This window comes from Novosphingobium sp. 63-713 (genome assembly GCF_001898925.1).
Lineage (GTDB): Bacteria > Pseudomonadota > Alphaproteobacteria > Sphingomonadales > Sphingomonadaceae > Novosphingobium.
This window is the reverse complement of sequence record NZ_MKVS01000047.1, coordinates 589,541-616,405: the sequence shown is the minus strand read 5'-3', so window position 1 is coordinate 616,405 and position 26,865 is coordinate 589,541. Positions and strand designations below refer to the sequence as shown.

25 protein-coding genes are annotated in these 26,865 nt (G+C 63.9%); 18 read left to right on the top strand and 7 right to left on the bottom strand.

Translation table 11 applies throughout. The features are described from left to right. The first annotated feature begins 222 nt into the window (after positions 1 to 222). The 6 genes from BGP00_RS21270 (at position 223) to BGP00_RS21245 (ending at position 5,216) form a co-directional block, all read left to right on the top strand. On the top strand, positions 223 to 627 hold the full coding sequence (locus BGP00_RS21270) for a DUF2147 domain-containing protein (RefSeq protein WP_292688827.1): 405 nt from the start codon (positions 223 to 225) through the stop codon (positions 625 to 627). 31 nt (positions 628 to 658) lie between these two features. Further along, entirely contained in the window at positions 659 to 1,960 is a 1,302-nt protein-coding gene (locus BGP00_RS21265; protein ID WP_168604214.1) for a porin, read from the top strand. Between the two features lie 37 nt (positions 1,961 to 1,997). Then, positions 1,998 to 3,668 (top strand): long-chain fatty acid--CoA ligase, encoded by a 1,671-nt coding sequence (locus BGP00_RS21260; RefSeq protein ID WP_292688825.1) that lies wholly within the window; start codon positions 1,998 to 2,000, stop codon positions 3,666 to 3,668. A gap of 72 nt (positions 3,669 to 3,740) precedes the next feature. After that, on the top strand, positions 3,741 to 4,166 hold the full coding sequence (locus BGP00_RS21255; protein ID WP_292689217.1) for a MerR family transcriptional regulator: 426 nt from the start codon (positions 3,741 to 3,743) through the stop codon (positions 4,164 to 4,166). A 67-nt stretch (positions 4,167 to 4,233) separates the two neighbouring features. Then, positions 4,234 to 5,010 carry an SDR family NAD(P)-dependent oxidoreductase gene (locus BGP00_RS21250; RefSeq protein ID WP_168604212.1) on the top strand — a complete coding sequence of 259 codons (777 nt, stop codon included), beginning with the start codon at positions 4,234 to 4,236 and terminating at the stop codon, positions 5,008 to 5,010. Continuing rightward, complete coding sequence (locus BGP00_RS21245) at positions 5,010 to 5,216, top strand: hypothetical protein (protein ID WP_168604211.1); 207 nt, start codon at positions 5,010 to 5,012, stop codon at positions 5,214 to 5,216. Before BGP00_RS21250 ends, BGP00_RS21245 begins: the two co-directional genes overlap by 1 nt. Here BGP00_RS21245 and BGP00_RS21240 read toward each other — a convergent pair. Continuing rightward, entirely contained in the window at positions 5,213 to 5,872 is a 660-nt protein-coding gene (locus BGP00_RS21240; RefSeq protein ID WP_292688823.1) for a glutathione S-transferase N-terminal domain-containing protein, read from the bottom strand. The two genes, BGP00_RS21245 and BGP00_RS21240, sit on opposite strands and share 4 nt — an antisense overlap. Before the next feature lie 235 nt (positions 5,873 to 6,107). Here BGP00_RS21240 and BGP00_RS21235 point away from each other — a divergent pair, with 235 nt between their 5' ends. The 3 genes from BGP00_RS21235 to BGP00_RS21225 are packed head-to-tail and all read left to right on the top strand — an operon-like array spanning position 6,108 to position 9,230. Further along, positions 6,108 to 6,959, top strand: a complete 852-nt coding sequence (locus BGP00_RS21235; protein ID WP_168604209.1) for a beta-etherase — start codon at positions 6,108 to 6,110, stop codon at positions 6,957 to 6,959. Further along, positions 6,956 to 7,786: a glutathione S-transferase family protein gene (locus tag BGP00_RS21230; RefSeq protein ID WP_292688819.1), complete on the top strand. Its 831-nt coding sequence runs from the start codon at positions 6,956 to 6,958 to the stop codon at positions 7,784 to 7,786. The genes BGP00_RS21235 and BGP00_RS21230 overlap by 4 nt, the downstream gene beginning before the upstream one ends. A gap of 16 nt (positions 7,787 to 7,802) precedes the next feature. Continuing rightward, a complete protein-coding gene (locus tag BGP00_RS21225; protein ID WP_292688817.1) occupies positions 7,803 to 9,230 on the top strand; it encodes an aldehyde dehydrogenase family protein in 1,428 nt (475 codons plus the stop codon). Positions 9,231 to 9,266: 36 nt separating this feature from the next. Here the strand turns inward: BGP00_RS21225 and BGP00_RS21220 are convergent, their stop codons facing one another. After that, a complete protein-coding gene (locus BGP00_RS21220; RefSeq protein ID WP_292688815.1) occupies positions 9,267 to 10,088 on the bottom strand; it encodes a helix-turn-helix transcriptional regulator in 822 nt (273 codons plus the stop codon). Positions 10,089 to 10,273: 185 nt separating this feature from the next. On the opposite strand from BGP00_RS21220, the gene BGP00_RS21215 reads away from it, so the two are divergent. Beyond that, on the top strand, positions 10,274 to 11,152 hold the full coding sequence (locus tag BGP00_RS21215) for a 3-keto-5-aminohexanoate cleavage protein (protein WP_168604206.1): 879 nt from the start codon (positions 10,274 to 10,276) through the stop codon (positions 11,150 to 11,152). Positions 11,153 to 11,178: 26 nt separating this feature from the next. Continuing rightward, the gene (locus BGP00_RS21210; protein ID WP_292688812.1) at positions 11,179 to 12,132 is read left to right on the top strand and encodes an SDR family oxidoreductase; all 954 of its coding nucleotides are present in this window, start codon (positions 11,179 to 11,181) and stop codon (positions 12,130 to 12,132) included. A gap of 33 nt (positions 12,133 to 12,165) precedes the next feature. On the opposite strand, the gene BGP00_RS21205 is transcribed toward BGP00_RS21210, so the two are convergent. Beyond that, on the bottom strand, positions 12,166 to 13,125 hold the full coding sequence (locus BGP00_RS21205) for a bile acid:sodium symporter family protein (RefSeq protein ID WP_292688810.1): 960 nt from the start codon (positions 13,123 to 13,125) through the stop codon (positions 12,166 to 12,168). Positions 13,126 to 13,387: 262 nt separating this feature from the next. Here BGP00_RS21205 and BGP00_RS21200 point away from each other — a divergent pair, with 262 nt between their 5' ends. The 3 genes from BGP00_RS21200 to BGP00_RS21190 all read left to right on the top strand — a co-directional run bounded on the left by BGP00_RS21200 (position 13,388) and on the right by BGP00_RS21190 (position 16,391). Further along, positions 13,388 to 14,656: an MFS transporter gene (locus BGP00_RS21200; RefSeq protein ID WP_168604409.1), complete on the top strand. Its 1,269-nt coding sequence runs from the start codon at positions 13,388 to 13,390 to the stop codon at positions 14,654 to 14,656. 36 nt (positions 14,657 to 14,692) lie between these two features. Then, positions 14,693 to 15,835 (top strand): aminotransferase class I/II-fold pyridoxal phosphate-dependent enzyme, encoded by a 1,143-nt coding sequence (locus tag BGP00_RS21195; RefSeq protein WP_292688808.1) that lies wholly within the window; start codon positions 14,693 to 14,695, stop codon positions 15,833 to 15,835. A gap of 187 nt (positions 15,836 to 16,022) precedes the next feature. Further along, positions 16,023 to 16,391 (top strand): c-type cytochrome, encoded by a 369-nt coding sequence (locus BGP00_RS21190; protein ID WP_292920989.1) that lies wholly within the window; start codon positions 16,023 to 16,025, stop codon positions 16,389 to 16,391. Positions 16,392 to 16,566: 175 nt separating this feature from the next. On the opposite strand, the gene BGP00_RS21185 is transcribed toward BGP00_RS21190, so the two are convergent. Both BGP00_RS21185 and BGP00_RS21180 read right to left on the bottom strand, forming a co-directional pair. Further along, positions 16,567 to 17,946, bottom strand: coding sequence for a porin (locus tag BGP00_RS21185; RefSeq protein ID WP_292688804.1), 1,380 nt, complete (start codon positions 17,944 to 17,946; stop codon positions 16,567 to 16,569). 139 nt (positions 17,947 to 18,085) lie between these two features. Beyond that, positions 18,086 to 19,078, bottom strand: coding sequence for a PQQ-dependent catabolism-associated beta-propeller protein (locus tag BGP00_RS21180; protein ID WP_292688802.1), 993 nt, complete (start codon positions 19,076 to 19,078; stop codon positions 18,086 to 18,088). Positions 19,079 to 19,237: 159 nt separating this feature from the next. Here BGP00_RS21180 and pedF point away from each other — a divergent pair, with 159 nt between their 5' ends. From pedF to BGP00_RS21160, 4 genes are all read left to right on the top strand, one after another. Beyond that, positions 19,238 to 19,687 (top strand): cytochrome c-550 PedF, encoded by a 450-nt coding sequence (gene pedF / locus BGP00_RS21175; RefSeq protein WP_168604199.1) that lies wholly within the window; start codon positions 19,238 to 19,240, stop codon positions 19,685 to 19,687. 48 nt (positions 19,688 to 19,735) lie between these two features. Next, positions 19,736 to 20,611: a transporter substrate-binding domain-containing protein gene (locus BGP00_RS21170; protein ID WP_168604198.1), complete on the top strand. Its 876-nt coding sequence runs from the start codon at positions 19,736 to 19,738 to the stop codon at positions 20,609 to 20,611. Between the two features lie 158 nt (positions 20,612 to 20,769). Further along, a complete protein-coding gene (locus tag BGP00_RS21165) occupies positions 20,770 to 22,515 on the top strand; it encodes a methanol/ethanol family PQQ-dependent dehydrogenase (protein WP_168604197.1) in 1,746 nt (581 codons plus the stop codon). Positions 22,516 to 22,592: 77 nt separating this feature from the next. Then, positions 22,593 to 23,249 (top strand): response regulator transcription factor, encoded by a 657-nt coding sequence (locus tag BGP00_RS21160; protein WP_292688800.1) that lies wholly within the window; start codon positions 22,593 to 22,595, stop codon positions 23,247 to 23,249. Between the two features lie 37 nt (positions 23,250 to 23,286). On the opposite strand, the gene BGP00_RS21155 is transcribed toward BGP00_RS21160, so the two are convergent. Beyond that, the gene (locus tag BGP00_RS21155; protein WP_292688798.1) at positions 23,287 to 25,509 is read right to left on the bottom strand and encodes a NahK/ErcS family hybrid sensor histidine kinase/response regulator; all 2,223 of its coding nucleotides are present in this window, start codon (positions 25,507 to 25,509) and stop codon (positions 23,287 to 23,289) included. A gap of 2 nt (positions 25,510 to 25,511) precedes the next feature. Next, positions 25,512 to 26,657, bottom strand: coding sequence for an FIST N-terminal domain-containing protein (locus BGP00_RS21150; RefSeq protein WP_273617405.1), 1,146 nt, complete (start codon positions 26,655 to 26,657; stop codon positions 25,512 to 25,514). Positions 26,658 to 26,865: the final 208 nt, after the last annotated feature.

The following is a 26,865-nucleotide window of genomic DNA, read 5'->3' as shown; positions in this document are numbered from 1 at the left end:
ATCCTCTTTTTGTCGAATTATTTGGCCGGGACTGTAGCACGGGAATCGCGCCCCGCACCCTTCTGCACTAATGGTGCCGAACTTTCCCTATACGTCAACCAATTTTTGAGGCATACACTGATTCGCCGCAAGGACCAGAGTGCAGCAAAGCACCTAAGCGCCTGCGGTTCCGCGCAATTGGGGTTTTCCCTGATGCGCCGATCAGGAGAAGGAGCCGAAAGGATGATTGCCCTGTTAGGGATATTGGCGGCCGCCGCCGTGCCATCCACCCAGGATGCGCTGGGCCGGTGGCAGACCGAAACGAAGCATGGCGTGGTGGAAATTGCCGCCTGCGGCCCCTCGATCTGCGGGCGGCTGGTGGAATCGGACGCGCTGCGCACCAATCCGCAATTGCGCGACACCAAGAACAAGGATGCCAGCCAGCGCGACCGGATGCTCAAGGGCCTGACGATCCTTCAAGGGTTTCATGCCAAGGGCGGCGAATGGGCGGGCGGCACGATCTATAATGGCGATGACGGCGGCACCTATCAGGCCACGCTGACCATGATCGACCGTGACACTCTCAAGGTAAAGGGTTGCATCGTCTGGCCTTTGTGCAAGAGCCAGACTTGGAAGCGCTTGCGCTGACCGCAACAATCCCATGAAGGGGAGGCAAAATATGACTTCGGTTCGCAAATTTTCACGTGCCGCCAAGGTTTCCGCGCTGCTGCTGGGTCTGATCCCGGCGCAGGCGATGGCCAGCGGTTTCTATATCGTCGAACAGAGCCCCAAGGCCACGGGCCGCGCCTATTCGGGCGAAGTGGCCGATACCGGCCCTGAATCCCTGTGGTGGAACCCGGCCGCGATTGCCGGGCAAAAGGGCCTCGCCATCCATGCCGGGGCCAGCGCGATCCTGCCCGCGGCCAAGATGAACAACGCCAACACGATCATCGTGCGCCCCGGACAGGCGCCCGCGCCCGTGGGCGGCGATCAGGTGAGCAGCAACCCCATTGAAAACGGCGTCGTGCCCACCGGTGCGATCTCCTATGGCCTGACCGACAAGGTGGCGCTGGGGCTGGCCATCACCGCGCCCTATAATTTCACCACAGATTACGCCACGACGAGCTGGGCGCGCTATTCGGCGCTGCGCACGTCCTTGCTGACCATCGATATTCAGCCCGGCATCGCCATCGAAGTGCTGCCCGGTCTGCGCATCGGGGCGGCGGCCAATATCGAATATGCCAAGGCCGAACTGGGCAATGCCCTGCCCAACCTCTCGCCGCTGCTGGCCGACGGGTCACAGAAACTGTCAGGCAATGGCTGGGACATGGGCTGGTCGGCCGGTTTCCAGCTTCAGCGCGGCCCGGTCAGCATCGCCGCCAGCTATAAGTCCTCGATCAAGCACACGCTCAATGGTTCGGTGACGGTCGCGGGCCTGCTGGGGCCGCTGGCGGCCAACAATGGCACGGTCAACACCTCGGCCAGTTTCAGCACGCCTTGGCAGGCGATTTTCGGCGTCCGTTACGCCGTGACCCCGGCGATCACGCTGAACGCGCAGGCCACCGCCAGCGGATGGTCCAAGTTTGACGCAATCCGTCTGGCCGCGCCGTATAATACCGCCATCCCCGAAAATTACCGCGACAGCTGGAGCTATGCGGTGGGCGTGGATGTGGCCGTTTCGCCGCGCTGGACGCTGCGCAGCGGCGTGGCGCGCGATCTGACCCCGGTGCGCAACACCGAGCGCGATGCGCGTGTGCCCGACACCAACCGCTGGGTCTTTGCCATGGGGGCCACGCATCAGATGTCGAAGCGTTTCGCCGTCGATGTCGGCGTCAATTACCTGACGCTGGACAGCGGGCCGATCAACCGCACCACGGCGGCCTATGTCGGCACCGCCGCGCAAACGCCGATCCTGATGAACGGCACGGTCAATTCGGCGCATGTGTTCATCTTCGCGCTGGGCGGCCGATTTACCCTCTGACGCAGAAATACCGATAAAAGAACAGAAAGGGCGAGCGATGATTGCAACGGATGATGCCAAGACCTTTGGGCAGGAAGGGTGGATGCCGCAGGAGCGGCTGATCACCGATCTGCTGGACAAGGCGGTCGAGCATCATGCCGAAAGAATCGCGCTCGACTTTCTGGGCCGCACATGGACCTATGGCGAGGTTGGGCGTCTGGCCGACCGGGCGGCGCGCGGGCTTTACGCGCTGGGCCTGCGCAAGGGGGATCGCTTTGCGCTGTGCCTGCCCAACACGCCTTATTTTGTGGTGATGTATTTTGCCGCGCTCAAAATCGGGGCGGTGATCGTTAATCTGAACCCGATGTATACCCCGCGTGAGATGGATCACCTGATCCGCGATTCCGGCGCGCGGATGATCGCGGTGCCCGATGTGGCCAGCATCTATGCCAAGGTGCGCGAGGTCGGCCCGGCGGCGGGCATTGAAAAGATCGTGATGTGTCCGCTCGCCCCCATCCTGCCCACGCTGCAATCCTTGGGCTGGCGTGTGCTGAAACGGCGCGAACATGCGCGCTATTCCGAGGACGATCTGCATATCGGCTTCTTCCGCCTGATCGAGCGCAAGGGCGATTTGCCCGCCATCGAGCGTCATCCCCATGATCTGGCCGTGCTGCAATATACCGGCGGCACCACCGGCACGCCCAAGGGCGCGATGCTCAGCCATGCCAATCTGACCGCCAATTCGGCGCAAATGCTGGCCCATCTGGGCCATGCGATGAGCGAGCAGGAGCGCGTGCTGGGCGTGCTTCCGATGTTCCATGTCTTTGCGCTGACCACGGTGCTGAACTTTTCCATCGAGATCGCGGCCGAGATCGTGCTGCTGGCCCGGTTTGACCTCAAACAGATGCTGGGCACGATCAAGCGGACGCGGCCCACGATCATCTTTGGCGTGCCCACGATCTGGGTGGCGATGAACAATGATGTGGCGCCGGGCGAGGCGCCCGATCTGTCGCATCTCTCGGCCTGCGTTTCGGGCGGGGCGCCGCTGCCGCTGGACGTGCGCCAGGCGTTTGAAAAGCTGACGGGCGCGATCATCACCGAGGGCTATGGCCTGTCGGAGGCATCGCCCATCATCACCTGCAACCCGATCAACGGGCGGATCAAGGACAACAGCTGCGGCCCGGCCTTTCCGGCCACGGTGATCGAGATCCGCAACCCGGAGAGCGGCGACATCCTGCCCTTGGGCGAGCGCGGCGAGGTCTGCGCGCGCGGGCCGCAGGTGATGAAGGGCTATTGGAACCGGCCCGAGGACACCGAAAAAACCTTTGTCGATGGCGCGCTGCGCACCGGCGACATCGGCTATCTCGATGATGAGGGCTATCTGTTCCTGGTCGACCGGATGAAGGATGTGATTCTATGCGGGGGCTTCAATGTCTATCCCCGCGTGATCGAGGATGCCGCCTATCATCACCCGGCGGTGGAGGAAGCCATCGCCATCGGCATCCCCGACGCCTATCGCGGACAAAGCCCCAAGTTGTTCATCAAGCTGCACGCCGGGATGACGGCCACGCCGCAGGAATTGCTGGCCTTCCTTGGCGACTATCTCAACAAGATTGAGATCCCCAAGGAGATCGAGATCCGCGACCATCTGCCGCGCACGCTGGTGGGCAAATTGTCGAAAAAGGAACTGGTGGAGGAGGAGCGCCGCAAACGCGAGGGTCAGCCCTGATATCCTTTGGCCTTCTGGCCCCTTGCGAAAAGCGCAACATTTTGGTCGAATAGGCCGATGGGGGATAGTGAGATGGACGCGAAACAGGAGGAGATCGGGCTGGAGGACACTGGCAAAAACCGCGACCTGATGGGGATTCAGGAGGTCGCCGGGATGCTGGGCGTCACCCACCGCACCTTGCGCTTTTACGAGGACAAGGGCCTGATCGAGCCGCGACGGGTGGGCAACACGCGCATCTATGCGCGGCGCGAGGTGGCGCGGATGCAATTGATCCTGCGCGGCAAAAGGCTGGGCTTCACCATCCGCGAGATCAGCGAGTTCCTCGACCTTTATGATGCCGATCCCGAGCATGTCGAGCAATCCAAGCTGCTGCTGCGCCGCATCCGCGAAAGGCTGAAACTGTTGGCGCGGCAAAGGGCGGCGATTGATGAAACCGTGGGCGAGCTGAAAAAGCTGGAAGCTGAAACGCTGGCCGAGATCGCGGCGGCGGGGGGTTAAAGGCTTGCCGGGGGCGGATCGCGCCCCTATCTCCTGCGCCTATATTGCAACGCAGCAGGAGCCGACCATGAGTGACACCGCCAATTGGGCCGAAAACCACATCGCCTTGGTGACGGGGGCTACCTCGGGCTTTGGCCGGGCGGTGGCGCTGCGGTTGCTGGCGGGCGGGGCGCGGGTGATCGCCACCGGGCGCCGCCGCGAGCGGCTGAATGAACTGGCCGCGCAAGCGAATACCGACCGCCTGCTGACCATCGAGCTGGACGTGACGGAAAAGGACTGCGGCGAGAAACTGCTGGCCGCCCTGCCCGAGAATTTTGCCGGGATCGACATCCTGTTCAACAATGCCGGCCTCGCGCTGGGTCTGGGGCCGGCGCATACCGCCGATCTGGACGAATGGGAAACCATGATCGAAACCAATGTGACGGGCGTTGTGCGCATTGCCCATGCGGTGCTGCCCGGCATGGTGGCGCGCGGGCGCGGCCATGTCATCAATGTGGCCAGCATTGCGGCGACCTATCCCTATCCGGGCGGCAATGTCTATGGCGGCACCAAGGCCTTTGTGCGCCAGTTCTCACTGGGCCTGCGCGCCGATCTGCTGGGCACGCCGGTCAAGGTCACCTCGCTGGAGCCGGGCGCCTGCGAGACAGAGTTCTCACAGGTCCGCTTTGGCGGCGACAAGGACAAGGCCGCCGCCGTCTATCAGGGCATGAAGCCGCTCTCGGCCGATGATGTGGCCCAGACGGTCGAGGCGGTGCTGCGCCTGCCCGAACATTTGAACGTCAATTCGATCGAGATCATGCCCGTGGCGCAGGCCTTTTCGCCGCTGGCCATGGCGCGCAAGTAATGCGCACCACCTATCAGGATGCCTCGGTCCGCCTCTATCATCTGGATGGCGGACCGGAAGGCGGGGCGGCCACCACCCTGTTCTACGGCCCGCTGAGCGAAGCCATGCGCATCGCCGAACAGCAAAGCGCCGAGGTACAGGAAGGCCTGTTCATCGCCACCGACAATGACGTGGTGGCCTTCCTGGACCTGTTCGAGGGCTATTAGGCCAGAATAGATTTACCCTGCGTGGTGGTCTTGGCCGCCATTTCCTCCGGCGTCGGCGGGGTGGGGATCAGCAGTCCGCGCTGAACCGCAGGCCGCGCGCCAATCGCCGCCATCCAGCGCGCGATATTGGGCAGGCCATCAAGCGTGACCCCGGCCCAGTCATGCCCGCGCACCCATGGGAAGCAGGCGATGTCGGCAATCGAATAGTCGCCCGCCAGATAATCGCGTCCCTCCAGCGCAGCATCCAGCACGCCCAGCAGGCGGCGGCTTTCGCGCGTATAGCGTTCGATCACAGAGGGCAGCTTTTCCGGGAAATAGCGGTTGAACACCGTCGCCTGCCCCATCATCGGGCCGAGGCCGGAAACCTGCCACATCACCCATTGGATCGCGCGGCTGCGCCCCTGCGCGTCGGCGGGGATGAAACGGCCGAATTTCTCGGCCAGATAGAGCAGGATCGCGCCCGATTCGAACACGGCGAAACCATCGTCGACCAGCGCGGGGATCTTGCCATTGGGGTTGATAGCCAGAAATTCCGGCGTCTTCTGCTCCTGATTGGTCAGCGAAATCGGGGTGACCTTATAGGGTACGCCCAGCTCCTCGAGCAAGATCGTGACTTTCCAGCCATTGGGCGTTTCGGAGGTAAAGAGTTCGAGCATCGCGGCATCCCTTATCCTTTGCTGCGCGCAACAAACACGCCCCCGCCCCCGCAACAAGGCCAGCGCCCCCGCTATCATTGCCAATGACAGTTTCGCCGGACAGGATCGTCCGCGCCGCCATCCTGTTACTCTTGCTGATAGTATTCGTTTCCCCCTTGGCAGCGCCCAAACCTTGCCCCAAATTGACAGTAAGACATACAAACACACCCCAAAAACAAATCAGCGGGAGCGGTCCATGGCCAAGGATAACAAGATCACCTTTTTCGATCTGACCCACGAAAGCGGGTGCACCACCAGCCCCTTCGTCTGGGCCACCAAATATGCTGTCAAACACAAAGGCTTTGACCTTGATGTGGTGCCGGGCGGGTTCACCGGCATCCTTGATCGCACGGGCGGGCGGTCCGAACGCCTACCGGTGATCTGCGATGACGGCGAATATGTGCTCGATAGCTGGCTGATCGCCGAATATCTGGATGCCAAATACCCCGACCGGCCCACGCTGATCGGCGATCCCTCGGTCAAGGTGCTGACCCAGTTTCTCGAAACCTGGCTGTGGAAGACGGTGGTCGGCCCGTGGGCGCGCTGCTTTGCCGTGCAATATCGCGACCGCTGCTTCCCGCATGACATCCAGTATATCACCGAATCGCGCCTGCGCATGTGGGGCAAGCCGATGGAAGAGCTGATCGTGGGGCGCGAGGATGTGTTCCCCAAGGTGCTGCCCGAACTGGAGCTGCTGCGCGGCATCCTGCGCGAACACAAATGGCTGGGCGGCGAAACGCCCAATTATGCCGATTATCGCGCGCTGGCAGTGTTCCTCTGGGCGGCCAGCGTGGCCGACACCCCGCCGATGACCGAGGATGACCCGCTGCGCGACTGGATCGACCGCGGTTTCGACCTTTACGGCGGTCTGGGCCGCATTCCGGGCATGAGCCCGCTGTTCGGCCTGAAAATGCGCGAGGGCGATCCCGAGCCCTTCGCCAAGGGGCCCTCGCTGGTGGCGGGTCTTGTCAAGCGCAACACCGGACCGGCCAGCACGGCGGCCGAAACCGCCCATATCACCGGCAAGGGCGAGAAAGCGCCCGCATGATGCATACTTCTGGCGAGCAGGAGCCGCCCGGCGGCGTCCTGCGCATGTATCACATTCCGGGCTGCCCCTTTTCCGAAAGGGTGGAGATCCTGCTGTCACTGAAAGGGCTGGCCGAAAGGCTGGCCCATCATGACATCGACATTTCGCGGCCCCGCCCGGAATGGCTGCTGCGCAAAACGCGAGGCACCACCGCCCTGCCCGCGCTGGAGCTGGAAAATGGCGCGGTGCTCAAGGAGAGCATGGTCATCCTGCGCTATTTCGACGACCGGTTTCCCGGCGTCCGCATCGCGCGGTCCGACCCCTATGAACATGCCGTGGAGCAGATGCTGTGCGCCACCGACGGGGCGTTCACCGGGGCGGGATACCGGATGATCCTGAACCGCGATCCTGCGCAGAGGGACGCCTTGAAGGCCGAGGTCGACGCGCAATATGCAAGGCTCGATGCTTTCCTGCGCGATTATGCGCCGGATGGGGATTACCTGTTCGACCGCTTCGGCTGGGCTGAGGTCGCCTTTGCCCCCATGTTCAAGCGCCTGTGGTTCCTTGAATATTACGAGGACTATGCGGTGCCGCAGAACCTCACGCGCGTGTTGCGCTGGCGCGAGGCCTGCCTGTCGCATCCCGCCGTGGCGGAAATCCACAGCCACCGCGAACTGATGACGCTCTATTACGATTATGCCCAGGGCGGCGGCAATGGCCGCATTCCCGAAGGGCGCAAAGTCTCCAGCTTCACCCTCGATCCGCCATGGGACACCCGCCCCATGCCCCCCCGCGACAAATGGGGCCATGCCGCCGGCGATGCCGAGCTTGGCCTGATCACCGCCTGATAGAAGGACCCTCCCCATGAAGAACTATCCGCAGAATTTCATCGACGGCCAGTGGGTCGACAGCATCGGCGGCACGGCCCACACCGTCATCAACCCGGCCACCGAGGGCGCAGCCAGCCAGATCACGCTGGGCACCGCCGCTGACGTGGATGCCGCCGTGGCCGCCGCGCGCCGCGCCTTTGAAAGCTTCAGCCAGACCACCAAGGAAGAGCGCATCGCCCTGCTGGGCGCGATCATCGAGGCCTATAAGGCGCGCATCGGCGATATTGCCGAGGCGATCAGCACCGAAATGGGTTGCCCGATCAGCACCTCCTCGACCGCTCAGGCAGGGTCGGGCCTTGGCCATCTGGCCAATGCGCTGGCCGCCTTGCAGGCCTATGATTTTGAAGAAAAGATCGGCGACAACAGGGTCGTGCGCGAGCCGATCGGCGTGGTGGGCCTGATCACCCCGTGGAACTGGCCGATGAACCAGATCGTCGCCAAGGTGGCCCCGGCGCTGGCGGCGGGCTGCACCATCGTGCTCAAGCCCAGCGAGGAAGCCCCCACCTGCGCCGCCGTCTTTGCTGAAGTCTTGGCTGCAGCGGGCGTACCCGCGGGCGTGTTCAATCTGGTGCAGGGCGACGGGCCGGGCGTGGGCGCGGCGATGGCCGCCCATCCCGATATCGACATGATCAGCTTTACCGGATCGACCCGCGCCGGGATCATGGTGGCCAAGGCGGCGGCCGACACGGTCAAGCGCGTGACGCAGGAACTGGGCGGGAAATCACCCAACATCATCCTGCCCGGCACGCCGCTCGACAAGGCGCTGCCCGGCGGCTGCGGCGGCGTGCTGCTCAATTCGGGGCAGAGCTGCGTCGCGCCCACACGCATGCTGGTTCATGTCTCGCAGCATGATGAGGCGGCCAAGCTGGCGGGCGAAATCTTCGGCGGCAAGCCCGTCGGCGATCCTCTGGCCGAGGGCGGCCATATCGGCCCGGTGGTCAACAAGGCGCAGTTTGACAAGATTCAGGGCCTGATCGCCAAGGGCATCGAGGAAGGCGCCACGCGGGTCACCGGCGGGCTCGGCCGCCCCGATGGCGTGGACAAGGGCTATTTCGTGAAGCCCACCGTCTTTGCCAATGTCACCAATGACATGGCCATCGCGCGCGAGGAAATCTTCGGCCCGGTGCTGGTCATCCTGCCCTACAAGGATCTGGATGAGGCGGTCGCCATCGCCAATGACACGCCCTATGGCCTTGGCGCCTATATCGCGGGCGATCCGGCGGTTGCCAAGACCATCGTGGGCAGGATCCGCGCCGGGTCGGTCTATGTGAACGCGGGCGGATTGGCGATGGACATGCCCTTTGGCGGATACAAGCAGTCGGGCAATGGCCGCGAATTCGGCAAATATGGCCTTGAGGAATATCTGGAGGTCAAATCGGTGATCGGCGCGCTTCCGGCGTAATGGAAATGGGGGTGCGGTCCGCCGCACTCCTTATTTTCATGCCATCTCGGCGGCCAGTCGGCGCAATTTCTGCGCGCTGGCCGGATCGGCGGGGGCGAACAGGATCAGGCGCTGGCCCGGCACTTCCTCGATCGCATAAGACGTGTGGTGAAAGGCGATCTCGCCCACATCGGGCAGGGTGGCGCTGTTCACATCCTCGAAATGGCTGCGGATTTCGGCGGCTTCCCAATATTCGCGGAACAGGTCCGAGGATTGCTGCATCTCGGCGATCAGCGTCTCGAACACCTGCGGCTGGGCGGTGCGGCTGTAATCCCACTTGAAGCGCGCGACCAGACGGCGCGCCATTTCGCGATAGCGCTCCGGGTCCGCCCGATAGCGTTCGTTCAGCATCAGGATGCGGAACAGGTTGCGCTCCTCACGCGGCAAAGGCGCGTAATCGCGGAAAAGCTGCGTGACCAGCGCGTTCCAGCCCACCACGGTCCAATCCTCGACAATCACCAGCGCGGGAATCGACAGACTGTCCATCAATTGCTGGGTGGATGGACGCACCGCCTCGTCGGCCCGGCCCGTCAGCGGCGGTGGACGATGCTGGGCCAGCGCAAAGAGGAACTCGCGCTCCTGCGGCTCCAGACGCAGCGCCTTGCCCAAACGCTCGATCATCGCGGCGGAAAGCTGCACCTCGCGCCCCTGCTCGAACCATGTGTACCATGTGACGCTCATGCCCGCGAGCGTGGCCACCTCCTCGCGGCGCAATCCCCGCGTGCGGCGACGCTCACCGGCGGGCAGGCCCACATCGGTGGGGGCCAAGCGCCCGCGCGCGGCCTTCAGAAAACGGGTAAGTTCCTCTCTTTGCGCCATATCCTTGCCTCTTGCCCGTGCTTCTTTCCGCGCGCCTTACACTATATGGGGGGCCGCGAAAGCCTGTTCTGCCTGTTACTCTCAATAATGGCACAGACACAGGCCTGTTCAACACCTGCCAGACGGGCATAGGTCATGAATCAGAACATTTCCCCCCCAAGTTCCCATAGAGGAGAGGACTTTCAATGGCCGATAAGGTCTTTATCACCTGCGCCGTCACCGGTTCGCCATGGCCGCTGCCCAAACATCCCAATTTCCCCTTCCGCCCCGAGCATGTGGCGCAGGAAGCGCTGGACGCCGCCGCCGCCGGGGCCTCGATCATCCACCTGCACGTCCGCGACCGCGAAACCGGCCATCCCAGCACCGAGCTGGAGGATTACCGCGAGGTGGTCGGCCTCATCCGGGCGAAGAATTCCGAAGTGATCCTCAACGTCACCACGGGTCCCGGCTGCACATGGATGCAGAGCGAGGAAGACCCCAGCCTGCCCGGTCCCGGCACTTTGATGTTCACCGCCGAAAAGCGGCTGGAACATATCCTCGACCTGAAACCGGATATGTGCACGCTCGACATCTGCACGATGAACCTGTGGGGCGGGGCGGCGATAAACCTGAAGCCGATGGTCACCCGTCTGGGCCACATGATTCAGGACGCGGGCGTTCTGCCGGAAATCGAGTGCTTCGAGGCGGGCGATTTCGTCTATGCCGAGGATCTGATCGCCGAGGGCGCGCTGCCCGCCCATTCGCCCTATACCTTTGTGCTGGGCACCAAATATGGCCTGCCCGCCACGCCCGAGGCCATGCAATATTCCAAGAACCAACTGCCGCGCGGCGCGACCTTCACCGGCTTTGGCATTCAGCGCCATTCCTTCCCCATGGCGGCGCAATCTGTGCTGCTGGGCGGCCATGTGCGCACCGGGTTTGAGGACAGCACCTATCTGCGCAAGGGCAAGCAGGCCGCAGGCAATGCCGATATGGTCAATTGGGCGGTCGAGCTGATCGACCATTTGGGCGCGGATCTGGCAACGCCCGGCGAGGCGCGCAAGATGCTGGGCTTGAAGAACTAAATCATACAAATATCAAGGAGAGGATCATGGCTTACACTCCCCCCGCCGCGCCGCAGAACACCACCCCGATGGCCGATGTGCGCGGGCGCACCGCCTTTATCACCGGCGGCGCCAATGGCATCGGCCTTGGCATTGCCCGCGCGCTGGTTCGGGCCGGCGCCAATGTGGTGATCGCCGACATCCGCGAAAGCGCGCTGGCCGAGGCCAAGGCTTCGCTGGGCGCCGACGATCAGGTGGAAACCGTCCAGCTCGACGTGACCGACCGCGCCGCCTATGCCGCCGCCGCCGACAAGGCGGAAGGCCGCTTCGGCAAGATCCACATCCTGGTCGGCAATGCCGGGATCGGCGTGATGGGCCCGATCATGGATGCGCGCTATGACGATTGGGACTGGGGCATGGGGGTGAACCTTGGCGGGGTCATCAATGGCCTCGTCACCATCCTGCCGCGCATCAAGGCCCATGGCGAGGGCGGGCAGGTCGTCACCACGTCGTCACAGAGCGGGCTGATCCCGATCTCCTATTCCGCAATCTATTCGGCGGCCAAGGCGGCGATCATCGGCATCACCGAGGCGGCGCGCGGCGAATTGGCGGCAATCAACATCGGCATTTCGGCTTTCTGCCCCGGCCCGGTGCAATCAAACATCGCCCATTCCGGCGAGTTGCGCCCCGAGGACAAGAAGCAGGACACCGGCTATCTGAAGCGCGAGGAAGAGCTGGAAGCCCGCCCCGTCTCGCCGCTGTGGATGAGCCAGGATGAGGTGGGCGAGCGCGTGTTGGCGGGCATCCGCCGCAACGATCTCTATATCCTCACCCACCCGGAATTCGGCCCCGGCATGCAGCGCCGCTTTGATGCGATCATGGCCAGCGTGCCGGATGAGGAAGTGAACGAGGCCCGCGCCAAGGAGATCTTCTTCCTGCTCGACAATCCGATTTTCGCCGAACAATCAGCACGCTGCGCCAAGCAGCCTGCGGAAGCGTAAACCGAACAGCCCCCTGCCGCGCGGCGGGGGGCTTTATTTTTCGTCCTGCGCCAATGCGCGCGCGATCACTGCGCAAGCCATCAACTGGATCTGGTGAAACAGCATCAGCGGCAGAATCACCACCCCCACCTGCGCCGCCGGGAACAGGACGCCCGCAATAGGCACACCGCTGGCCAGCGACTTCTTCGAGCCGCAGAACAGCAGCACGATCCGGTCCGCCCGCTCAAACCCCAACATCGCGCCCAGCCCCCATGTGGCGGCCAGCACCACCGCCAGCAGCATCGCGCTCAGGCCGGCGATCAACCCCAGTTCCCACAGCGGCAGATGGGTCCACAGGCCTTCGACCACGGCGGCGGAAAAGGCGGTATAGACCACCAGCAGGATCGAGCCGCGATCAACATAGCCGATCATCGCCTTGTGGCGCGAAACGAACTTGCCGATCACCGGGCGCAGCCCATGGCCCAGCGCAAAGGGCAGCAGCAGTTGCAGCACGATCTTTTCAATCGAGCCCCACGACATGCTGGCCCCCGACCCGCCCATCAGCAGGCTGGCCAACAGCGGCGTAATGAAAATACCCGCCAGATTGGAGAAGGAGGCCGAACAGACCGCCGCGGCCACATTGCCCCGCGCGATCGAGGTAAAGGCAATCGAGCTTTGCACCGTCGAGGGCAGGAGCGTCAGGAACAGCATGCCCGAAGCGACCAGCGCGGGCAGCCCCGGAATCGCGGCCAGCCCCAGCCCCAGCAGAGGAAAGAGCGCAAAGGTCGTGCCCATCGTGGCCAGATGCAGCCGCCAATGGCCTGCGCCCGCCACAATCGCCTCTCGCGAGAGTTTGGCGCCGTGCAGAAAGAACAGCAGCACAATGGCCGCATCCGCCGCATGGTCGAACAAGTTCGCCCCCATGCCCCGCGCAGGCAGCACCGAAGCAAAGGCCACCGTGGAGAGCAGCGCCAGAATATAAGGGTCGAACGCGGATTTGAGACGGTCAAGCATGTCTCCTGCCTAGAGATTGCCGCCCGCAAGGGCAAGATGGCGCTCCTGCCGCAGGATTGCGGCTTGCACGCGGGATCGCGCTGTCATATCGCTATGAACCATAGCCAATTAAGCGCGACGATTCCCTTGCGGGATCGCCCGACAACGGGCATCAACAGTCTAACCCGCGTTAATAAAGGCGGTATCGAGAGGATGGAGAAAGACTTTGGCATCTGCGCCCCTAAACCCTGTTGATCCGCGCCGGCTGCTGGCCGACAGCCCGATGGGCTGGCGCCAGATCGTGGGCATTACCCTGTGCGCGCTGCTCAATGCACTGGACGGGTTCGATGTGCTCTCGATCAGCTTTGCCTCGCCCGGCATCGCGGCCGAATGGCATGTCGATCGCAAGGTGCTCGGCTATGTCCTGTCGATGGAAATCTTTGGCATGGCGGCGGGCTCGATCCTGCTGGGCCGGTTGACCGACCGGCTGGGGCGCATTCCCACGATGGTCATCTGTCTGGTCATCATGGCCTCGGGCATGATCGCCGCGCCCATGGCCTGGGATGTCACCTCGCTGGCGGTGATCCGCCTGTTCACCGGGTTGGGCATCGGGGGCATGTTGGCCGCGACGAATGCGGTGGCCGCCGAATATGCCAACACCCGCTGGCGCAGCGCGGGCGTCGCGCTGATGGCGGCGGGCTATCCGCTGGGCGCGGTGGTGGGCGGCACGATCGCCAGCAAGATGCTGGTGACGGGCAATTGGCGCGATGTGTTCTATCTGGGCGCGGGGCTGGCGCTGATCCTGCTGCCGCTGGTGCCGCTGCTGATGCCCGAACCCATCAACGCGATCCTGCACCGCCGCCCGGCGCGCGCGCTGGAAAAGCTCAACAAGTCGCTGCGGGCCTTTGGCCATGCGCCGGTCGATGCCCTGCCGCCGGTGGACACCTCCATTCCCAAGGCGCGCGTGGCCGATCTGTTCGGGCCGGAACTGCGCGCGGTCAGCCTGCTGCTGCTGCTCTCCTATTTCTCCCATATCCTGACCTTCTACTTCGTGCTGAAATGGGTGCCCAAGATTGTCGTCGATATGGGCTTTCCGGCCTCGGCGGCGGGCGGCGTGCTGGTCTGGGCCAATGTCGGCGGGTTGATCGGGGCCATTCTGTTCTCGCTCTCGGCGCTGCGGCTGCCGCTGCGTCCGACGCTGATGGTGATGATGGTGGCCTCGACGGTGCTGGTGGCGGTGTTTGGGCAATCGCCGGCGGATCTTAACCGCCTGTCGCTGGCGGCGGCGGCGGTGTCTTTCTGCACCAACAGCGTGATCGTGGGCTTCTATGCGCTGATCGCCCAGAGCTTTCCCACTCCCCTGCGCGGCACGGGCACGGGCTTTGTGATCGGCGTCGGGCGTCTGGGCGCGGCCACGGGGCCGATTGTCGCGGGCTATCTGTTCGAGGCCAAGCTGGGGCTGCCGGTGGTGGCGCTGGCCATGTCGGGCGGTTCGCTGGTGGCGGCGGCGGCCTTGCTGGTCATGCCGCATCGCGAAAACGCCACCCACTGATTTTCAACCCCGATCGATCCTGCTAGGGGCGGCAGCATGACCGCCCCTATCGAACCGTTTCGCGCGATGGCCATCGGCCAGTTGGCCCACAAGCTGGCGGCAGAGGGCCGCAGCGTGATCCATATGGAATATGGCCAGCCATCGACCAGCGCGCCCGCCGCCGCGCTGGCCAAGGCGCATCAGGTGCTGGACACCGAGGCGCAGGGCTATTGGGAAAGCGCGCCGCTGAAGGAGCGCATCGCCCGCCATTATGCCGAAACGCAGGGCGTGACCATCCGCCCCGATCAGGTGATCCTGACCTGCGGCGCTTCGCCCGCCCTGTTGCTGGCCCTGTCCAGCGCCTTTGCGCCAGGCGCGCGGATCGTCTGCGCCCGGCCCGGTTATGTCGCCTATCGCAACACTTTACGCGCACTGCATATGAAGCCGCTGGAAATCCCCTGCGGCGCGGAGCAGCGCTATCAGATCACGGCGGCGGCTTTGGAAGCCATCCACCCCGCCCCCGACGGCGTCATCATCGCCAGCCCCGCCAACCCCACCGGCACGATCATCGCGCCCGAAGAACTGGCCGCCATCGCGGCGGTCTGTGCGCGGCGCGGCATCCGCATCATCTCCGACGAGATCTATCACGGCCTTTCCTATACCGGCCCTTGCGTTTCGGCGCTGGTGCATGCGCCGGACGCTCTCGTCGTCAACAGCTTCTCCAAATATTTCTCGATGCCGGGATGGCGTCTGGGCTGGCTGGTGGCGCCCGAGGATCTGGTCGATGCCGCCTATGCGCGGATGAGCAATCTGATGCTGACACCCCCGGTCTTGGCGCAACATGCGGGCCTGATCGCGTTTGATTGCGACGAGGAACTGCAGGGCCATATCGCCACCTATGCCGCCAATCGCGAGGCAATGCTGGCGGCGCTTCCCGCGCTGGGTCTGGCCCGGATCGCTCCGCCCGATGGGGCGTTCTACATCTGGGCGGATATTGGGCACCTGACCAACGATTCGATGGAATTCTGCACCCGCCTTTTGCAGGAAACCGGGGTGGCCTGCGCGCCGGGGGTGGATTTCGATCCGATCGACGGCCATCGCTTCATGCGCTTCAGCTTCGCCGTCTCGACGCCGCTGGTGAACGAGGCCATCGAACGCATGATACCCTGGTTTGCGCGACAGGGCGCCTTGTCCGCTTGAAAATCGCCTCCGCGATTTTTCCCGGCACCAGCCCTCTTCCCCGGCCCTGCCACCCATAAAGTATGCCCTGTAGGGCAGCAGGGCCGGGAGAGAGGACTTGCGCCGCGATTCCGGCCCAAAGTGCAATTCACCCGCCCCGCCCCATCGTGGCATGGCTTGGCATCCCCCCAAGAATGAGGATGCCATGATGAAGTCCATTTCCATGATTGCGGCGCTGGGCGGTATCGCGCTGTTTGCCACCACGGCCTTTGCGGCCCCTGCGCCCACGCCCGCCACTTTCACCTCGCGCTGTGCGGTATGCCACAATGCGGACAAGGGCGGCGCGGACAAGGTCGGCCCCGACCTGTTCGGCGTCTATGGCCGCAAGGCCGCCACGGGCAAGCACAATTACACCGAAGCGCTCAAGAAGGCGAACCTCAAGTGGGATGACGCCAATCTGGACAAGTGGATCGCAGGCCCCATGCAGATGGTGCCCGGCACCGCCATGGCCTTCCCCGGCATCAAGGACGCAGCCAAGCGCGCCGAACTGATTGCCTGGCTCAAGACGTTGAAATAAGCCTGCGGGATAAGCCCGAAAGGGTCGCAAGAGGGCGGGAAGGCTGGCGCTTTCCCGCCCTTCTTCGTGCCTGCCCTTTTCACACCCCCCCTTTTCATGCCCACATGCTGCGCACAAAAAAGGGCGCGCGAGCCTTCCCTCGCGCGCCCGATCTTCCTTGGGAGTGATGCTTCCTTTAGAAGAAGAGAATGCCGCCCAGAGCCACCGCATCGCTGGTGGCCGAATTGCCGTTATGCGCCTTGGCGTTCGAGTTGATATATTCGCCGATCAGCGTCACCCAGCTGTTCAGGCCATAGCGCAGTTGCCCCACAGCGCTGCTGTTCACGCGCACCAGCGTCGGGTTGGCCGCTCGGTCGGCGGCGTCGGTATAGTTGAGATAGCTGGCGCCATAGCTGCCCGCGAGGGTCAACTTGCCCTGCGTCAGCGCGGCCTGCACGTAATAGCCTTCGCTGCTGCGCGGCTTGCCCGCAGCATCGGTGTCGAACAGGTTCAGCACCGTCGTGCCCAGACCCTTGGCGGTGTAATAGGTGCCCACCAGCGTGACCGGACCATAGGTCGTGCGTGCGCCCATATCGAGGCCCTGCCCGGTATAGCTGCCGCCGGCCACGAACTTGTGCTCCTGCGTGATGCCCGAGGCCCAGAGGTGGAGCTTGACCGCATCGAAGGCGCCGTCATAGGTCACCTTGCCCTGGAAACCGGGGCTGGAATTGTTCTGCGCGCCCGCCGTCAGCGAATTGAGCGGCTGGAACACGCCTACCGAGGCCTGCAGACCGCCCATGCTGGGGGTCGTATAGGTCATCTGGGGCTGGAAATCGGTGTAGATATAGCCGGTGCCGATGCGGCCCAGCGTGGTGTTGGCGGGCGCCGCATTGCCCCCGGTCGGGCCGGAGGAAAGCAGCGTGATGTCATTGAGGATCGCTTCGGAACCGAACAGGCCGATGGCGCGACCGATCTTCAGTTCACCAAAACCCTTGCGGCCAATGGTCAGATAGGTCTCGCGAAAGTCGATGCCTGCGGTCGCCAGAGCCGTCGGCTGACCGCCGTTGTTGGCCCCCAGCGCACCCCATGCCGCGCTGTTGATGCCCGGATACATGCCGAAATGCGCGCCCACATCCCAACCGTTCTGGGTCGTGGTGGCGTCAACCTTCAGGAAGCCGGGGAGCAGACCGTTGCGCACCGCGCTGGTGTTGCCGCCCACGCTGGCGATGCCGCCGGTGACGGCCGTGTTGGCGCCGGGCTTGGCCGCATTGTCATAGACATAGAAGCCGTTGACCGAGCCGGAAAACTTGATCGTGGCCGGACCAACCTGCAGGCCGATGCCGCTGTCGGTAGCGCGCACGAATTTCGTGGTGTCCCCCGCCACCACAGGTGCTGCAGCAGGCGCCGCCGCCTCGGCCGCATCCTCTTTTGCCAGTTCGGCATATTCCGCGTCCGAGAGGATGCCCTTGTCATGCAGACGCTTGAGCAATGCCTGCGAATTGCCGGCATAGGCCGGGGCCGAAACACCCATCATGGCCACGGCACTCGCGGTGCCGAGCAGAACTTTCCAGAGCATGATACTCTCCCTTGTCGATCCACTTTATCTGCTGTGGTGAGGGGAGAATGGGCTGCGAAAGGACCTTCTTGAAATTGGACTTTCGGGTCTGATACTTTGGGAGAACGGGCTTATTCCTAGGTATCAGACCCATTCGGCGTCAGGGCGCAATCGCCACGCCCCATGGCCCCGCGCCCGCCGGAATCGTCGCGGTCACGGTGCGGGTGTTAAGATCCACCACGCTGACATCATCGCTGATGCCATTGGCCACGACGGCCCGCGCGCCATCGGGCGTGATCGCCAGATGCCACGGCCGCTGGCCCACTTTCACATAGGCCTCGACCGCATGGCTGGCGACATCGACGATGGCGATATGGTTGGCCCGGCCCAGCGCGACAATTGCCTTGCGCCCATCGGGGGTGAATCGGATGCCGCAGGGCATGACGCGAATCGGCTGAACGCCGGGCGGGGCAAAGGTGATGGTCGCGGTGATCGCGCGGGTGGCCGGATCGGCAATTTGCACCACGCCGCCCATTTCCGCCGCGATCCACAATTGGCGCCCATCGGCGGTAAATTCGACATGGCGCGGGCGGGCCGCCGTCTCGGTCGTGTCCACCACCTGATGACTGGCCGCGTCAATCCACGAGATCAGCTTGCCATCCTCGCTGGTGACGACAATCACCTTGCCGTCGGGGCTTTGGGTGATGCCCTCGGGCTCCTTACCCACCGGCACCTGCCACGCCACGGCGCGGGTGGAAAGGTCGATGGCGGTCATGGCCGCATCATCCTCATTGCTGACAAACAACAGTTTTCCATCGCGTGAGGGGTAGAATTGCTCAGGGTCCTGACCCGATGGGAGATGGGCCACCAAGGCGCCGCTGGCCCGGTCGCGCAGCTCAACCGAATTGTCCAGCCCGCTCGCCACCAGCACCTGCGCACCATCGCGCGTCAGGGCGATGCCGCGCGGGCGCTGGCCCACTTTCCATGTCGCCACCGCCTTGCCCGTGGCCAGATCGATCACGCTGACCGAATTGCCGCGCTCGTTCGAAACATAGGCGGTTTCGGCCGATGCCGGGCTGGGGATCAGCGTATTACCCAAAAGGGCAATAAGCAGGGCGGGAATCGCGTATTTCTGCGCAGTTTGCTTTGTCATGATGGCAGCATATCCCCCCGTATCAGCCCATGAATAGCACCAAGGTCCAATACAGACCTGATCAAGGGGATCATAAGCTCACATCACGGAAATCAAAAGACGCGGGCCCGGCACATCGGCACCGCCTTGTGGTGAGAAAGAAGAGAGGAAGATCTGATCATGTCCGGATTTTTCAAGCGCGTCACGCGCGCCCAGACGATGCTTGCCGCTGCCACTCTGCTGGCCGCCACCAGCGTCGGCACGCGCCTTGCCGCCCATGGCGACGTTACGCCCCAGCCGGTCGACACCAGCGCATTGCCTGATATCGGCGACAAGTGGGTGACGCACAACCCCTATCGCGGCAATGCCAAGGCCGCCGAAATCGGCAAGTCGGCCTTTGGCCAGAACTGCGCGCGCTGCCATGGTCTGGATGCGATTTCGGGCGGGATCGCGCCGGATCTGCGCTACCTTGAACTGGGCGATTCGGGCGACGAATGGTTCGTTCAGCGTTTCCAGCATGGGTCGAGCCGCGATGGCAAAGTGTACATGCCCCCCTTTGGCGAAGCGCTGGGTCAGAAGGCCGGTTGGGCGATCCGCAGCTGGCTGGAAACCCGCCACACCGATGACTGATCTTTTGACGACTGATATTAAAAAATAAAAACGGGAAGAGGGCGGCATATGGGCAAGCAGGCATCCGGCATTGGGCGCAGGGCGTTTCTGGCGGGAGGGCTTGCCGCTCTGGCCGCTCCCCTGCCGTTATCGGCGGCGCCTTTGGCCAAGGTGCGCGAATTAGGTGTGCTGCGGGTGGCGGTGTACAAGCACAACCGCCCATGGTCCTGGGCAGAACCGGACAACAGCACCAACCTGCGCGGGATCGATGTCGATCTGGCCGGGGCGATTGCCAGGACGCTGGGGGTAAAGCTCGATATTGAGGAGTTTACCGCAGGCGACGATATGGCCACCGACCTGCGCAATGCGGTGTGGCGCGGGGGCCTGCTGGGCTTCAAACCGGCCGATATCATGATGCATGTGCCGTTTGACCGGCAATTGATGGTCGAAAACGATCAATGCGCGATTCTGGCCCCCTATTACCGCGAAAGTTTCGCCGCCGCCTGTGGGCCGGAGCAGAATGATTGCGATGTGCCCGCGCCGCAATATCGCGGACGGCGCATGGCGGCCGCCGTCGCCACCATTCCCGACATCTATCTCCTCTCCAGCTTTGGCGGCACGCTGCGATCGAGCGTCACCCATTTCAACACCGGCCATGACGCGGTGCTGGCGCTGGGCACGGGGCAGGCCGATGTGGCCGTGGCGACGAAAGCCGAGGTCGAGGCCGCGATCTTCGACATGAAAAACCCCGCTATCAAACCGCGCAAACGCGCATTGGAAGCGATGATGTCGCCGGGATGGGACATCGGCATGGCGGTCAAGGAAAACAGCCGCTCGCTGGGTGATACGGTCGAGGGGATCATCGGCAAAATGAGCGCCGATGGCCAGATGAAGGCGATTTTCGGCGCCTATGGCGTCGAATGGCGCCCCGCGCTTTCGGCCTGATACATAAGAGGGATCGCAAAGGATTTCTGAGCTTGGCCTAAGGTCCAATTGCTGCGCAGCAGGGGGCCGATAGGCTGAACACCACGGGGGAGAAGCGCGCGACGGGCGCGGCAGCCAAGACCCGAAAACCGACAATTAATGACAACAGGAGAGTCGAGATGAAGGGCAGAATTTCGCGCTATGTCGCGTCCTTTGCAGCATTGGGGATTGCCGCGGCGACGCCGGTGATGGCCGCAGGCCCCACCAGCCAGGACCTGCTGAACGATGCCGCCACGCCGGGCGACGTGCTGACCTATGGCATGGGACCCCAGGCCCAGCGCTTCAGCACGCTGGCCAAGGTCAATGTCGACAACGTCAAGAACATGGTTCCCGCCTTTGCCGCCTCGCTCGGCGGCGAAAAGCAGCGCGGTCAGGAAGCCCAGCCGCTGGTCTATGACGGCACGATCTATGTGACCGGTTCCTATTCGCGCGTTTTCGCGTTTGATGCGCGCACGGGCGAAAAGAAGTGGGAATATTCGGCCCGCCTGCCCGACGGCATCATGCCCTGCTGCGACGTGGTCAACCGCGGCGCGGCGATCCATGGCGACAAGATCATCTTCGCCACGCTCGATGCTCACCTGATCGCGCTCAACCGCCACACCGGCAAGGTGATCTGGAACAAGACCACCTCCGATTATCAGGCGGGCTATTCGGCCACCGCCGCGCCGCTGATCGTCAAGGACATGGTCATCACCGGCAATTCGGGCGGTGAATTCGGCATCATCGGTGAAGTGCAGGCCCGCAACGTCGACACCGGCGAGCTGATCTGGACCCGCCCCACCATCGAGGGCAACATGGGCACGCTCAAGGGCCAGCCCAACGGCATGACCGGCAAGCTGAATGCCAGCTGGCCCGGCGACATGTACAAGACCGGCGGCGGCGCGACCTGGCTGGGCGGCACCTATGACCCCGACACCAACCTGATCTTCTTTGGCACCGGCAATCCGGGTCCGTGGAACAGCCACCTGCGCCCCGGCGACAATCTCTACACGTCCTCGACGCTGGCGATTGACCCCGACACGGGCGTGATCAAGTGGCACTATCAGACCACGCCGCATGACGGCTGGGACTTTGACGGTGTGAACGAATTCATCCCCTTTGACGCCACGATCAACGGCAAGGCGATGAAGCTGGGCGCCAAGGCCGACCGCAACGGCTATTTCTATGTGCTCGACCGCACCAACGGCAAGCTGGTCAATGCCAGCAAGTTCGTGATGCAGACCACCTGGGCCGATGGCATCAACCTGAAGACCGGCCGCCCCAACTATACCGCCGATGGCCGCCCCGGCGCGCCCAGCGGCACCGAAAAGGGCAAGGTGGTGTTCTCCTCGCCGTCCTTCCTTGGCGGCAAGAACTGGATGCCGATGGCCTATTCGAAGGACACCGGCCTGTTCTATGTGCCCAGCAACGACTGGGGCATGGACATCTGGAACGAACCCATCGCCTATAAGAAGGGTTCGGCCTATCTGGGCGCGGGCTTCACCATCAAGCCGATTGCCGAAGACCACATCGGCGCCCTGCGCGCGATGGATCCCAAGACCGGCAAGATCGTGTGGGAATACAAGAACAAGGCTCCGCTGTGGGGCGGCGTTCTGACCACGGCGGGCAACCTGGTGTTCACCGGCACGCCTGAAGGCTACCTCAAGGCCTTCAACGCCAAGACGGGTGAGGAGCTGTGGAAGTTCAACACGGGGTCTGGCGTGGTCGGTTCGCCCATCACCTGGGAACAGGATGGCGAACAATATGTGGCCGTGATGTCGGGCTGGGGCGGCGCGGTGCCGCTGTGGGGCGGCGAGGTCGCCAAGACCTTCAAGGAAATCAGCCAGGGCGGTTCGCTCTGGGTGTTCAAGCTGCCCAAGGGCTGATGAGAGGTGCGGCGCGGGACCACAAAATCCCGCGCCGCTCATCTTTGGAATTGACGCCGATGTACCATCAGAGAGATATGCTGATTAGTATGGCAACGCCCGACAGCATCCTGATCGTTGATGACCACGCGCTGGTGCGCGATGGCATGCGGACCCTCCTTGAAGGATGCTTTGCCCAGTGCAGCATTCTGGAGGCGGCCAATTATGCCGAGGCGCGTGAGGCGCTGGCGGGCCATGCCGATGTCGATCTGGTGCTGCTCGATCTCAATATTCCCGATGCCAAGCGCTTTTCCGCCCTGCAAGGGCTGCGCGAGGAACATCCCGCCGTGCCGGTGGTGATGGTGTCGGGCACGCTGGATGGTTCGGCGGTTCGTGAGGCATTAAGCGCGGGCGCGGCCGGGTTCATCCCCAAGAGCCTGAAGCGCGACCAGATCGTCGAGGCGCTGCGCCAGGTGCTGGCGGGCGAGATCTATGTCCCCGATTTCGACTTTGCCGAGGAAGCCAGCACCGGCGAGGAAATCGCCATCCGCCAGCGTATCGCCACGCTGACGCCGCAGCAGAAGGTTGTGCTGGGCCTGCTCGTCTCGGGCCGGCTGAACAAGCAGATCGCCTATGAACTGGACGTTTCGATGACGACGGTGAAGGCGCATGTCTCGGCCATCCTGCAAAAGCTGAATGTGTTCAGCCGCACGCAGGCGGTAATTCTGGCCAATCGGGTCAATTTTCCGGGCTGATCGCTCAGGGGCCGCCGAAAGCTTCGGTTCGCCCCCGTTACGCCCCATTCCCCAACATATTGCGCATCAATGCCCGCAATTGCGCAGGCTTGACCGGCTTGTTCAGCATCGGCACCCGCGCCTGCGCCAGCGTGGCTTTCACCTCGTCGCTGCGGTCGGCGGTGATGACCAGAGCGGGAACCTCGCGCCCTGCCGCCTTGCGCAAGATCGCAATCGCCTCGTCCCCGCGCAAGGCGTCATCGAGGTGGTAGTCGGCGATGATCATGTCGATCCCCTGCGAGATGGCCTCGACGGCTTCCTCATCCAGCGGGCCGGTGGCGGTGGCCACATGATGGCCCCAATTGCGCAGCAGGGCCGCCATGCCCGCCAGAATCGCCGGATCATTGTCGATCACCAGCAGGCTCTGCGTACCGGTCACGCCGGGGCGCACCGGGCGTGATGCATCGCCGCCCTTGTCGCTGCGCGCCTCAGCCAGGGGAACCAGCACGGAAAAGGCGCTGCCCTCCCCCGGCGTTGATTCCACGTCAAGGCGGTGGCCCAGCATCGTGCTGGCGCGGCGCACGATGGCCAGCCCCAGCCCCTTGCCGGGAATGCGCTGGGTGGATTCCAGGCGGCGGAATTCCTCGAAGATCGCTTCCTGATGCTCGGGCGCGATGCCGGGGCCGGTGTCGCGCACGGTGATGCGCACCCCGCCATCCTCGGCGGTAATCTTGATGCTGACACAGCCCTGCGCGGTGTAGCGGATCGCGTTGGAGAGGAAATTCTGCAAAATACGGCGCAGCAGGCGGATGTCCGAACGCACCCAGACATCGGTGACCGGAATGTCGAGCGAGAGCCCCTCGGCCCGCGCCACGGCGGCAAATTCGATGCGCAGCGCGGCCAGCATCGGCTCCAGTTCAATCGCGCTCCACGCAGGCGTGATCGCCCCGGCATCCAGACGCGAGATCTCGAACAGCGCCTCCAGCAGATCCTCGACCGAATCGAGCGCCACCCCGGTCTGGCGCACCAGCGCGCGGCTGGGCGCGGCAAGGCGCCTTTCGGCCAGCGCCGAGACGAACAGCCGCGCCGCGTTCAAAGGTTGCAGCAGATCGTGGCTGGCCGCGGCCAGAAAGCGGGTCTTGTCACGATTGGCATGTTCGGCCGCCGTCTTGGCCGCGCGCAATTGGCCTTCCACCTCGCGGCGCTCGGCAATCTCGGCCTGCAATGCGGTGGTGCGCTCGGCAACGCGGCGCTCCAGCATCTCGGCCGCCTCGCGCAGGGCATTGCGGTCCTGTACTCGCTCGGTAATGTCGTCAAAGCTGAAGGCCATGCCGCCGCCCGGCGTCAGGGGCGTCGAGCGGATGATGAAATGCCGCCCGCCCAGGATGCACGGCCCCTCCATCTGCTCGCCCGTCTCGCGCCATTCCAGCACCGATGTGCTGTCCATCCCCAGCCGGTCGCGGCAATAGGAGAGCAGGCCCGCGTGGGTTTCCAGACGCTTGCTGCCCCGCGCGTCCAGCCCCAGCAGCCGCACCATGCCCTGATTGCGCACCAGCAGGCGGCGATCCAGCCCATAGTGGCATACGCCCTCGGACAAAGTATCGAGCGTGGCCTGAAGCACGAGGTTGCGCTCGGCCAGTTCGCGGGCGCGTTCGCGGGCATCCTCGGCCTTCACCTCGGTCACATCGGTATAGATGCCGACGCGCCCGCCCTCCGATGTCTTCAGCTCGTTGATCTGAACCCAGCGCCCATCGGCCAGCGCCTGAATATGCACCCGGTCGGCCTTGGCATGTTGCGAGAGGCGGTCGGCCAGCCAGCGTTCGCGCGAGACCAGCGAGCCGACCGGCAGGCCGCATTGCGCCGCCATTTCGGCAATCTCGCCAAACGTCACCGAGGACAGGTCGCGCCCGCGCAGCGCCGGCCAGAAGCCCAGATAGGCCTCATTATGCAGCAGCAACCGGTCATCGGCATCGAACAGCGCAAAGCCGTCGGGCAGCGATTCGATCGCATCGCGCAGCCGCACCCGCGCCGCATCGGCATCGCGGTGGGCCTCGGCCATTTCGGCATTGGCCTCGTTCAACCGCGACAGCGCCTGCTCCAACGCGGCGGTGCGATCGCGCACCATGGCCTCCAGCGCGATGGCCGCCTCGAACATCGAGAAAGCGCCGCCCTGCACATCGCTCGACCGCTCCACCCGGTCGATCAGCGCCTCGTTGATCTTTTCAAGCTGGCGGATGCGTTCCACCAATGCCCCGGCATCTGGCCGGTCCGCCTCGGCCATCCTCACGCGCCGATCGCCAGACCGCTCAGCGTCTGGTTATTATGGGCGGCGCGGAATTGCTCGCCATAAGTGTTGAAGCCCACGACATGGCGCGCGGCATAAAGCTGCGAGACTTCGCGCGTGATCTGGCGATTGTCGGCGTCCACCCGGTTCAGCACGCAATCGAAACCGATCACATGGTCGATCTCGCCCACGCGGGTCTCCACCTCGGAAAACAGGCGTTCGAGATGGGCCAGCCGGTCCACCCTTTCGCCCACGCGCAGCACGATGCCATTGTCGATGGCGCAATAGAAAGTCAGGCTGCCGTCGGGATTGGCGCTCTGCACCGCGCGGATGTGATATTCGCCCCCGGCGCGCACCATGGGCGGATTGGCGGCAAAGAAAGCCGCATCGATCTCGCCGCCCACCAATCCGGCGATCCGCGCATATTCCTGCGCGGCCGGGCGGGCGTTGATCTCGAACACCACGCGCGCCTGCGCATCGGCGGAGGTGACGACCATCCGCTCCTCACGCGGGCGATAGTGGTGCGAGCAAAAGGCATGCAGGGGCCGCGTGCTGGACAGCATCGCCACCACGGCGGCATCCTTGACGAATCGCCCGTCGACCAGCACGCCGGTTTCCCGAAACACCATGCCGTCGCCCGACGATCCGCCCACCATCACCGTCTCGCCCAGCGCGTCCTGAACGGTCATGGTCACCAGTTCCTCGCGGTGGGACAAGCCATCGACCAGAAAGATCGCCGCATGGTGCAATTGTTCGCCCAGCCGCCGCGCCGAGGCCGCCGCCTGCGCCGCCAGTTCGCGCACCGCGCGCCGTCCCTCGGCCACATCAAAACCGTCCAGATCGTCGAAATGCAGCACGCTCATGGCAAAGCCGTCGGCGGGAAAGCCGATGAAAACCAGACTGTCCTCGTCATAGCCGCGCTGGGTCAATTCGCCCGCGCTGGTGCAGCCGATCAGGGGGAAATCGCCCAACCGCCGGGCCAGTTCACCCGCCAGCTCATCGCGGTCATAGCGGTGCGAGCAGAACAGCAGGCCGCCCGCCAGCGCCATCCCGCCGATCGCGCGCACCACCTCGTCCACGGCGGTCACCGGGTCGCTTGCATGAGATGATACCACAGCCAAAGCCGAACGCGCCATATGCGCCATTACCCTCTCCAACCCCCGGATGCCTATTGCCGACATTCTCGGTTGCCTCACCTTAGCCGGACTCCCCCTCAGGGCCAAGGGGGAGCGATGCGCTCGATATAGGACTTAAGGATAATAAGGATAAGATTCCGCCGGGCGGAGGAGCGCGAAATTGACACTTGGCAAAGACGCAGGCACCCCTGATGCGCAAAAGGCCCCGCACAAGGCC

Coding starts and splice junctions, on each gene's coding strand:
- BGP00_RS21220 (WP_292688815.1), bottom strand. CDS start 10,088: ATGGCGCAAAGAGAGGAACTTACCCGTTTTCTGAAGGCCGCGCGCGGG.
- BGP00_RS21215 (WP_168604206.1), top strand. CDS start 10,274: ATGGCCGATAAGGTCTTTATCACCTGCGCCGTCACCGGTTCGCCATGG.
- BGP00_RS21155 (WP_292688798.1), bottom strand. CDS start 25,509: ATGGCCGAGGCGGACCGGCCAGATGCCGGGGCATTGGTGGAACGCATC.
- BGP00_RS21180 (WP_292688802.1), bottom strand. CDS start 19,078: ATGACAAAGCAAACTGCGCAGAAATACGCGATTCCCGCCCTGCTTATT.
- BGP00_RS21255 (WP_292689217.1), top strand. CDS start 3,741: ATGGACGCGAAACAGGAGGAGATCGGGCTGGAGGACACTGGCAAAAAC.
- BGP00_RS21225 (WP_292688817.1), top strand. CDS start 7,803: ATGAAGAACTATCCGCAGAATTTCATCGACGGCCAGTGGGTCGACAGC.
- BGP00_RS21200 (WP_168604409.1), top strand. CDS start 13,388: ATGGGCTGGCGCCAGATCGTGGGCATTACCCTGTGCGCGCTGCTCAAT.
- BGP00_RS21205 (WP_292688810.1), bottom strand. CDS start 13,125: ATGCTTGACCGTCTCAAATCCGCGTTCGACCCTTATATTCTGGCGCTG.
- BGP00_RS21240 (WP_292688823.1), bottom strand. CDS start 5,872: ATGCTCGAACTCTTTACCTCCGAAACGCCCAATGGCTGGAAAGTCACG.
- BGP00_RS21250 (WP_168604212.1), top strand. CDS start 4,234: ATGAGTGACACCGCCAATTGGGCCGAAAACCACATCGCCTTGGTGACG.
- BGP00_RS21235 (WP_168604209.1), top strand. CDS start 6,108: ATGGCCAAGGATAACAAGATCACCTTTTTCGATCTGACCCACGAAAGC.
- BGP00_RS21195 (WP_292688808.1), top strand. CDS start 14,693: ATGACCGCCCCTATCGAACCGTTTCGCGCGATGGCCATCGGCCAGTTG.
- BGP00_RS21185 (WP_292688804.1), bottom strand. CDS start 17,946: ATGCTCTGGAAAGTTCTGCTCGGCACCGCGAGTGCCGTGGCCATGATG.
- pedF (WP_168604199.1), top strand. CDS start 19,238: ATGTCCGGATTTTTCAAGCGCGTCACGCGCGCCCAGACGATGCTTGCC.
- BGP00_RS21150 (WP_273617405.1), bottom strand. CDS start 26,657: ATGGCGCATATGGCGCGTTCGGCTTTGGCTGTGGTATCATCTCATGCA.
- BGP00_RS21270 (WP_292688827.1), top strand. CDS start 223: ATGATTGCCCTGTTAGGGATATTGGCGGCCGCCGCCGTGCCATCCACC.
- BGP00_RS21230 (WP_292688819.1), top strand. CDS start 6,956: ATGATGCATACTTCTGGCGAGCAGGAGCCGCCCGGCGGCGTCCTGCGC.
- BGP00_RS21260 (WP_292688825.1), top strand. CDS start 1,998: ATGATTGCAACGGATGATGCCAAGACCTTTGGGCAGGAAGGGTGGATG.
- BGP00_RS21190 (WP_292920989.1), top strand. CDS start 16,023: ATGAAGTCCATTTCCATGATTGCGGCGCTGGGCGGTATCGCGCTGTTT.
- BGP00_RS21210 (WP_292688812.1), top strand. CDS start 11,179: ATGGCTTACACTCCCCCCGCCGCGCCGCAGAACACCACCCCGATGGCC.
- BGP00_RS21160 (WP_292688800.1), top strand. CDS start 22,593: ATGCTGATTAGTATGGCAACGCCCGACAGCATCCTGATCGTTGATGAC.
- BGP00_RS21265 (WP_168604214.1), top strand. CDS start 659: ATGACTTCGGTTCGCAAATTTTCACGTGCCGCCAAGGTTTCCGCGCTG.
- BGP00_RS21245 (WP_168604211.1), top strand. CDS start 5,010: ATGCGCACCACCTATCAGGATGCCTCGGTCCGCCTCTATCATCTGGAT.
- BGP00_RS21170 (WP_168604198.1), top strand. CDS start 19,736: ATGGGCAAGCAGGCATCCGGCATTGGGCGCAGGGCGTTTCTGGCGGGA.
- BGP00_RS21165 (WP_168604197.1), top strand. CDS start 20,770: ATGAAGGGCAGAATTTCGCGCTATGTCGCGTCCTTTGCAGCATTGGGG.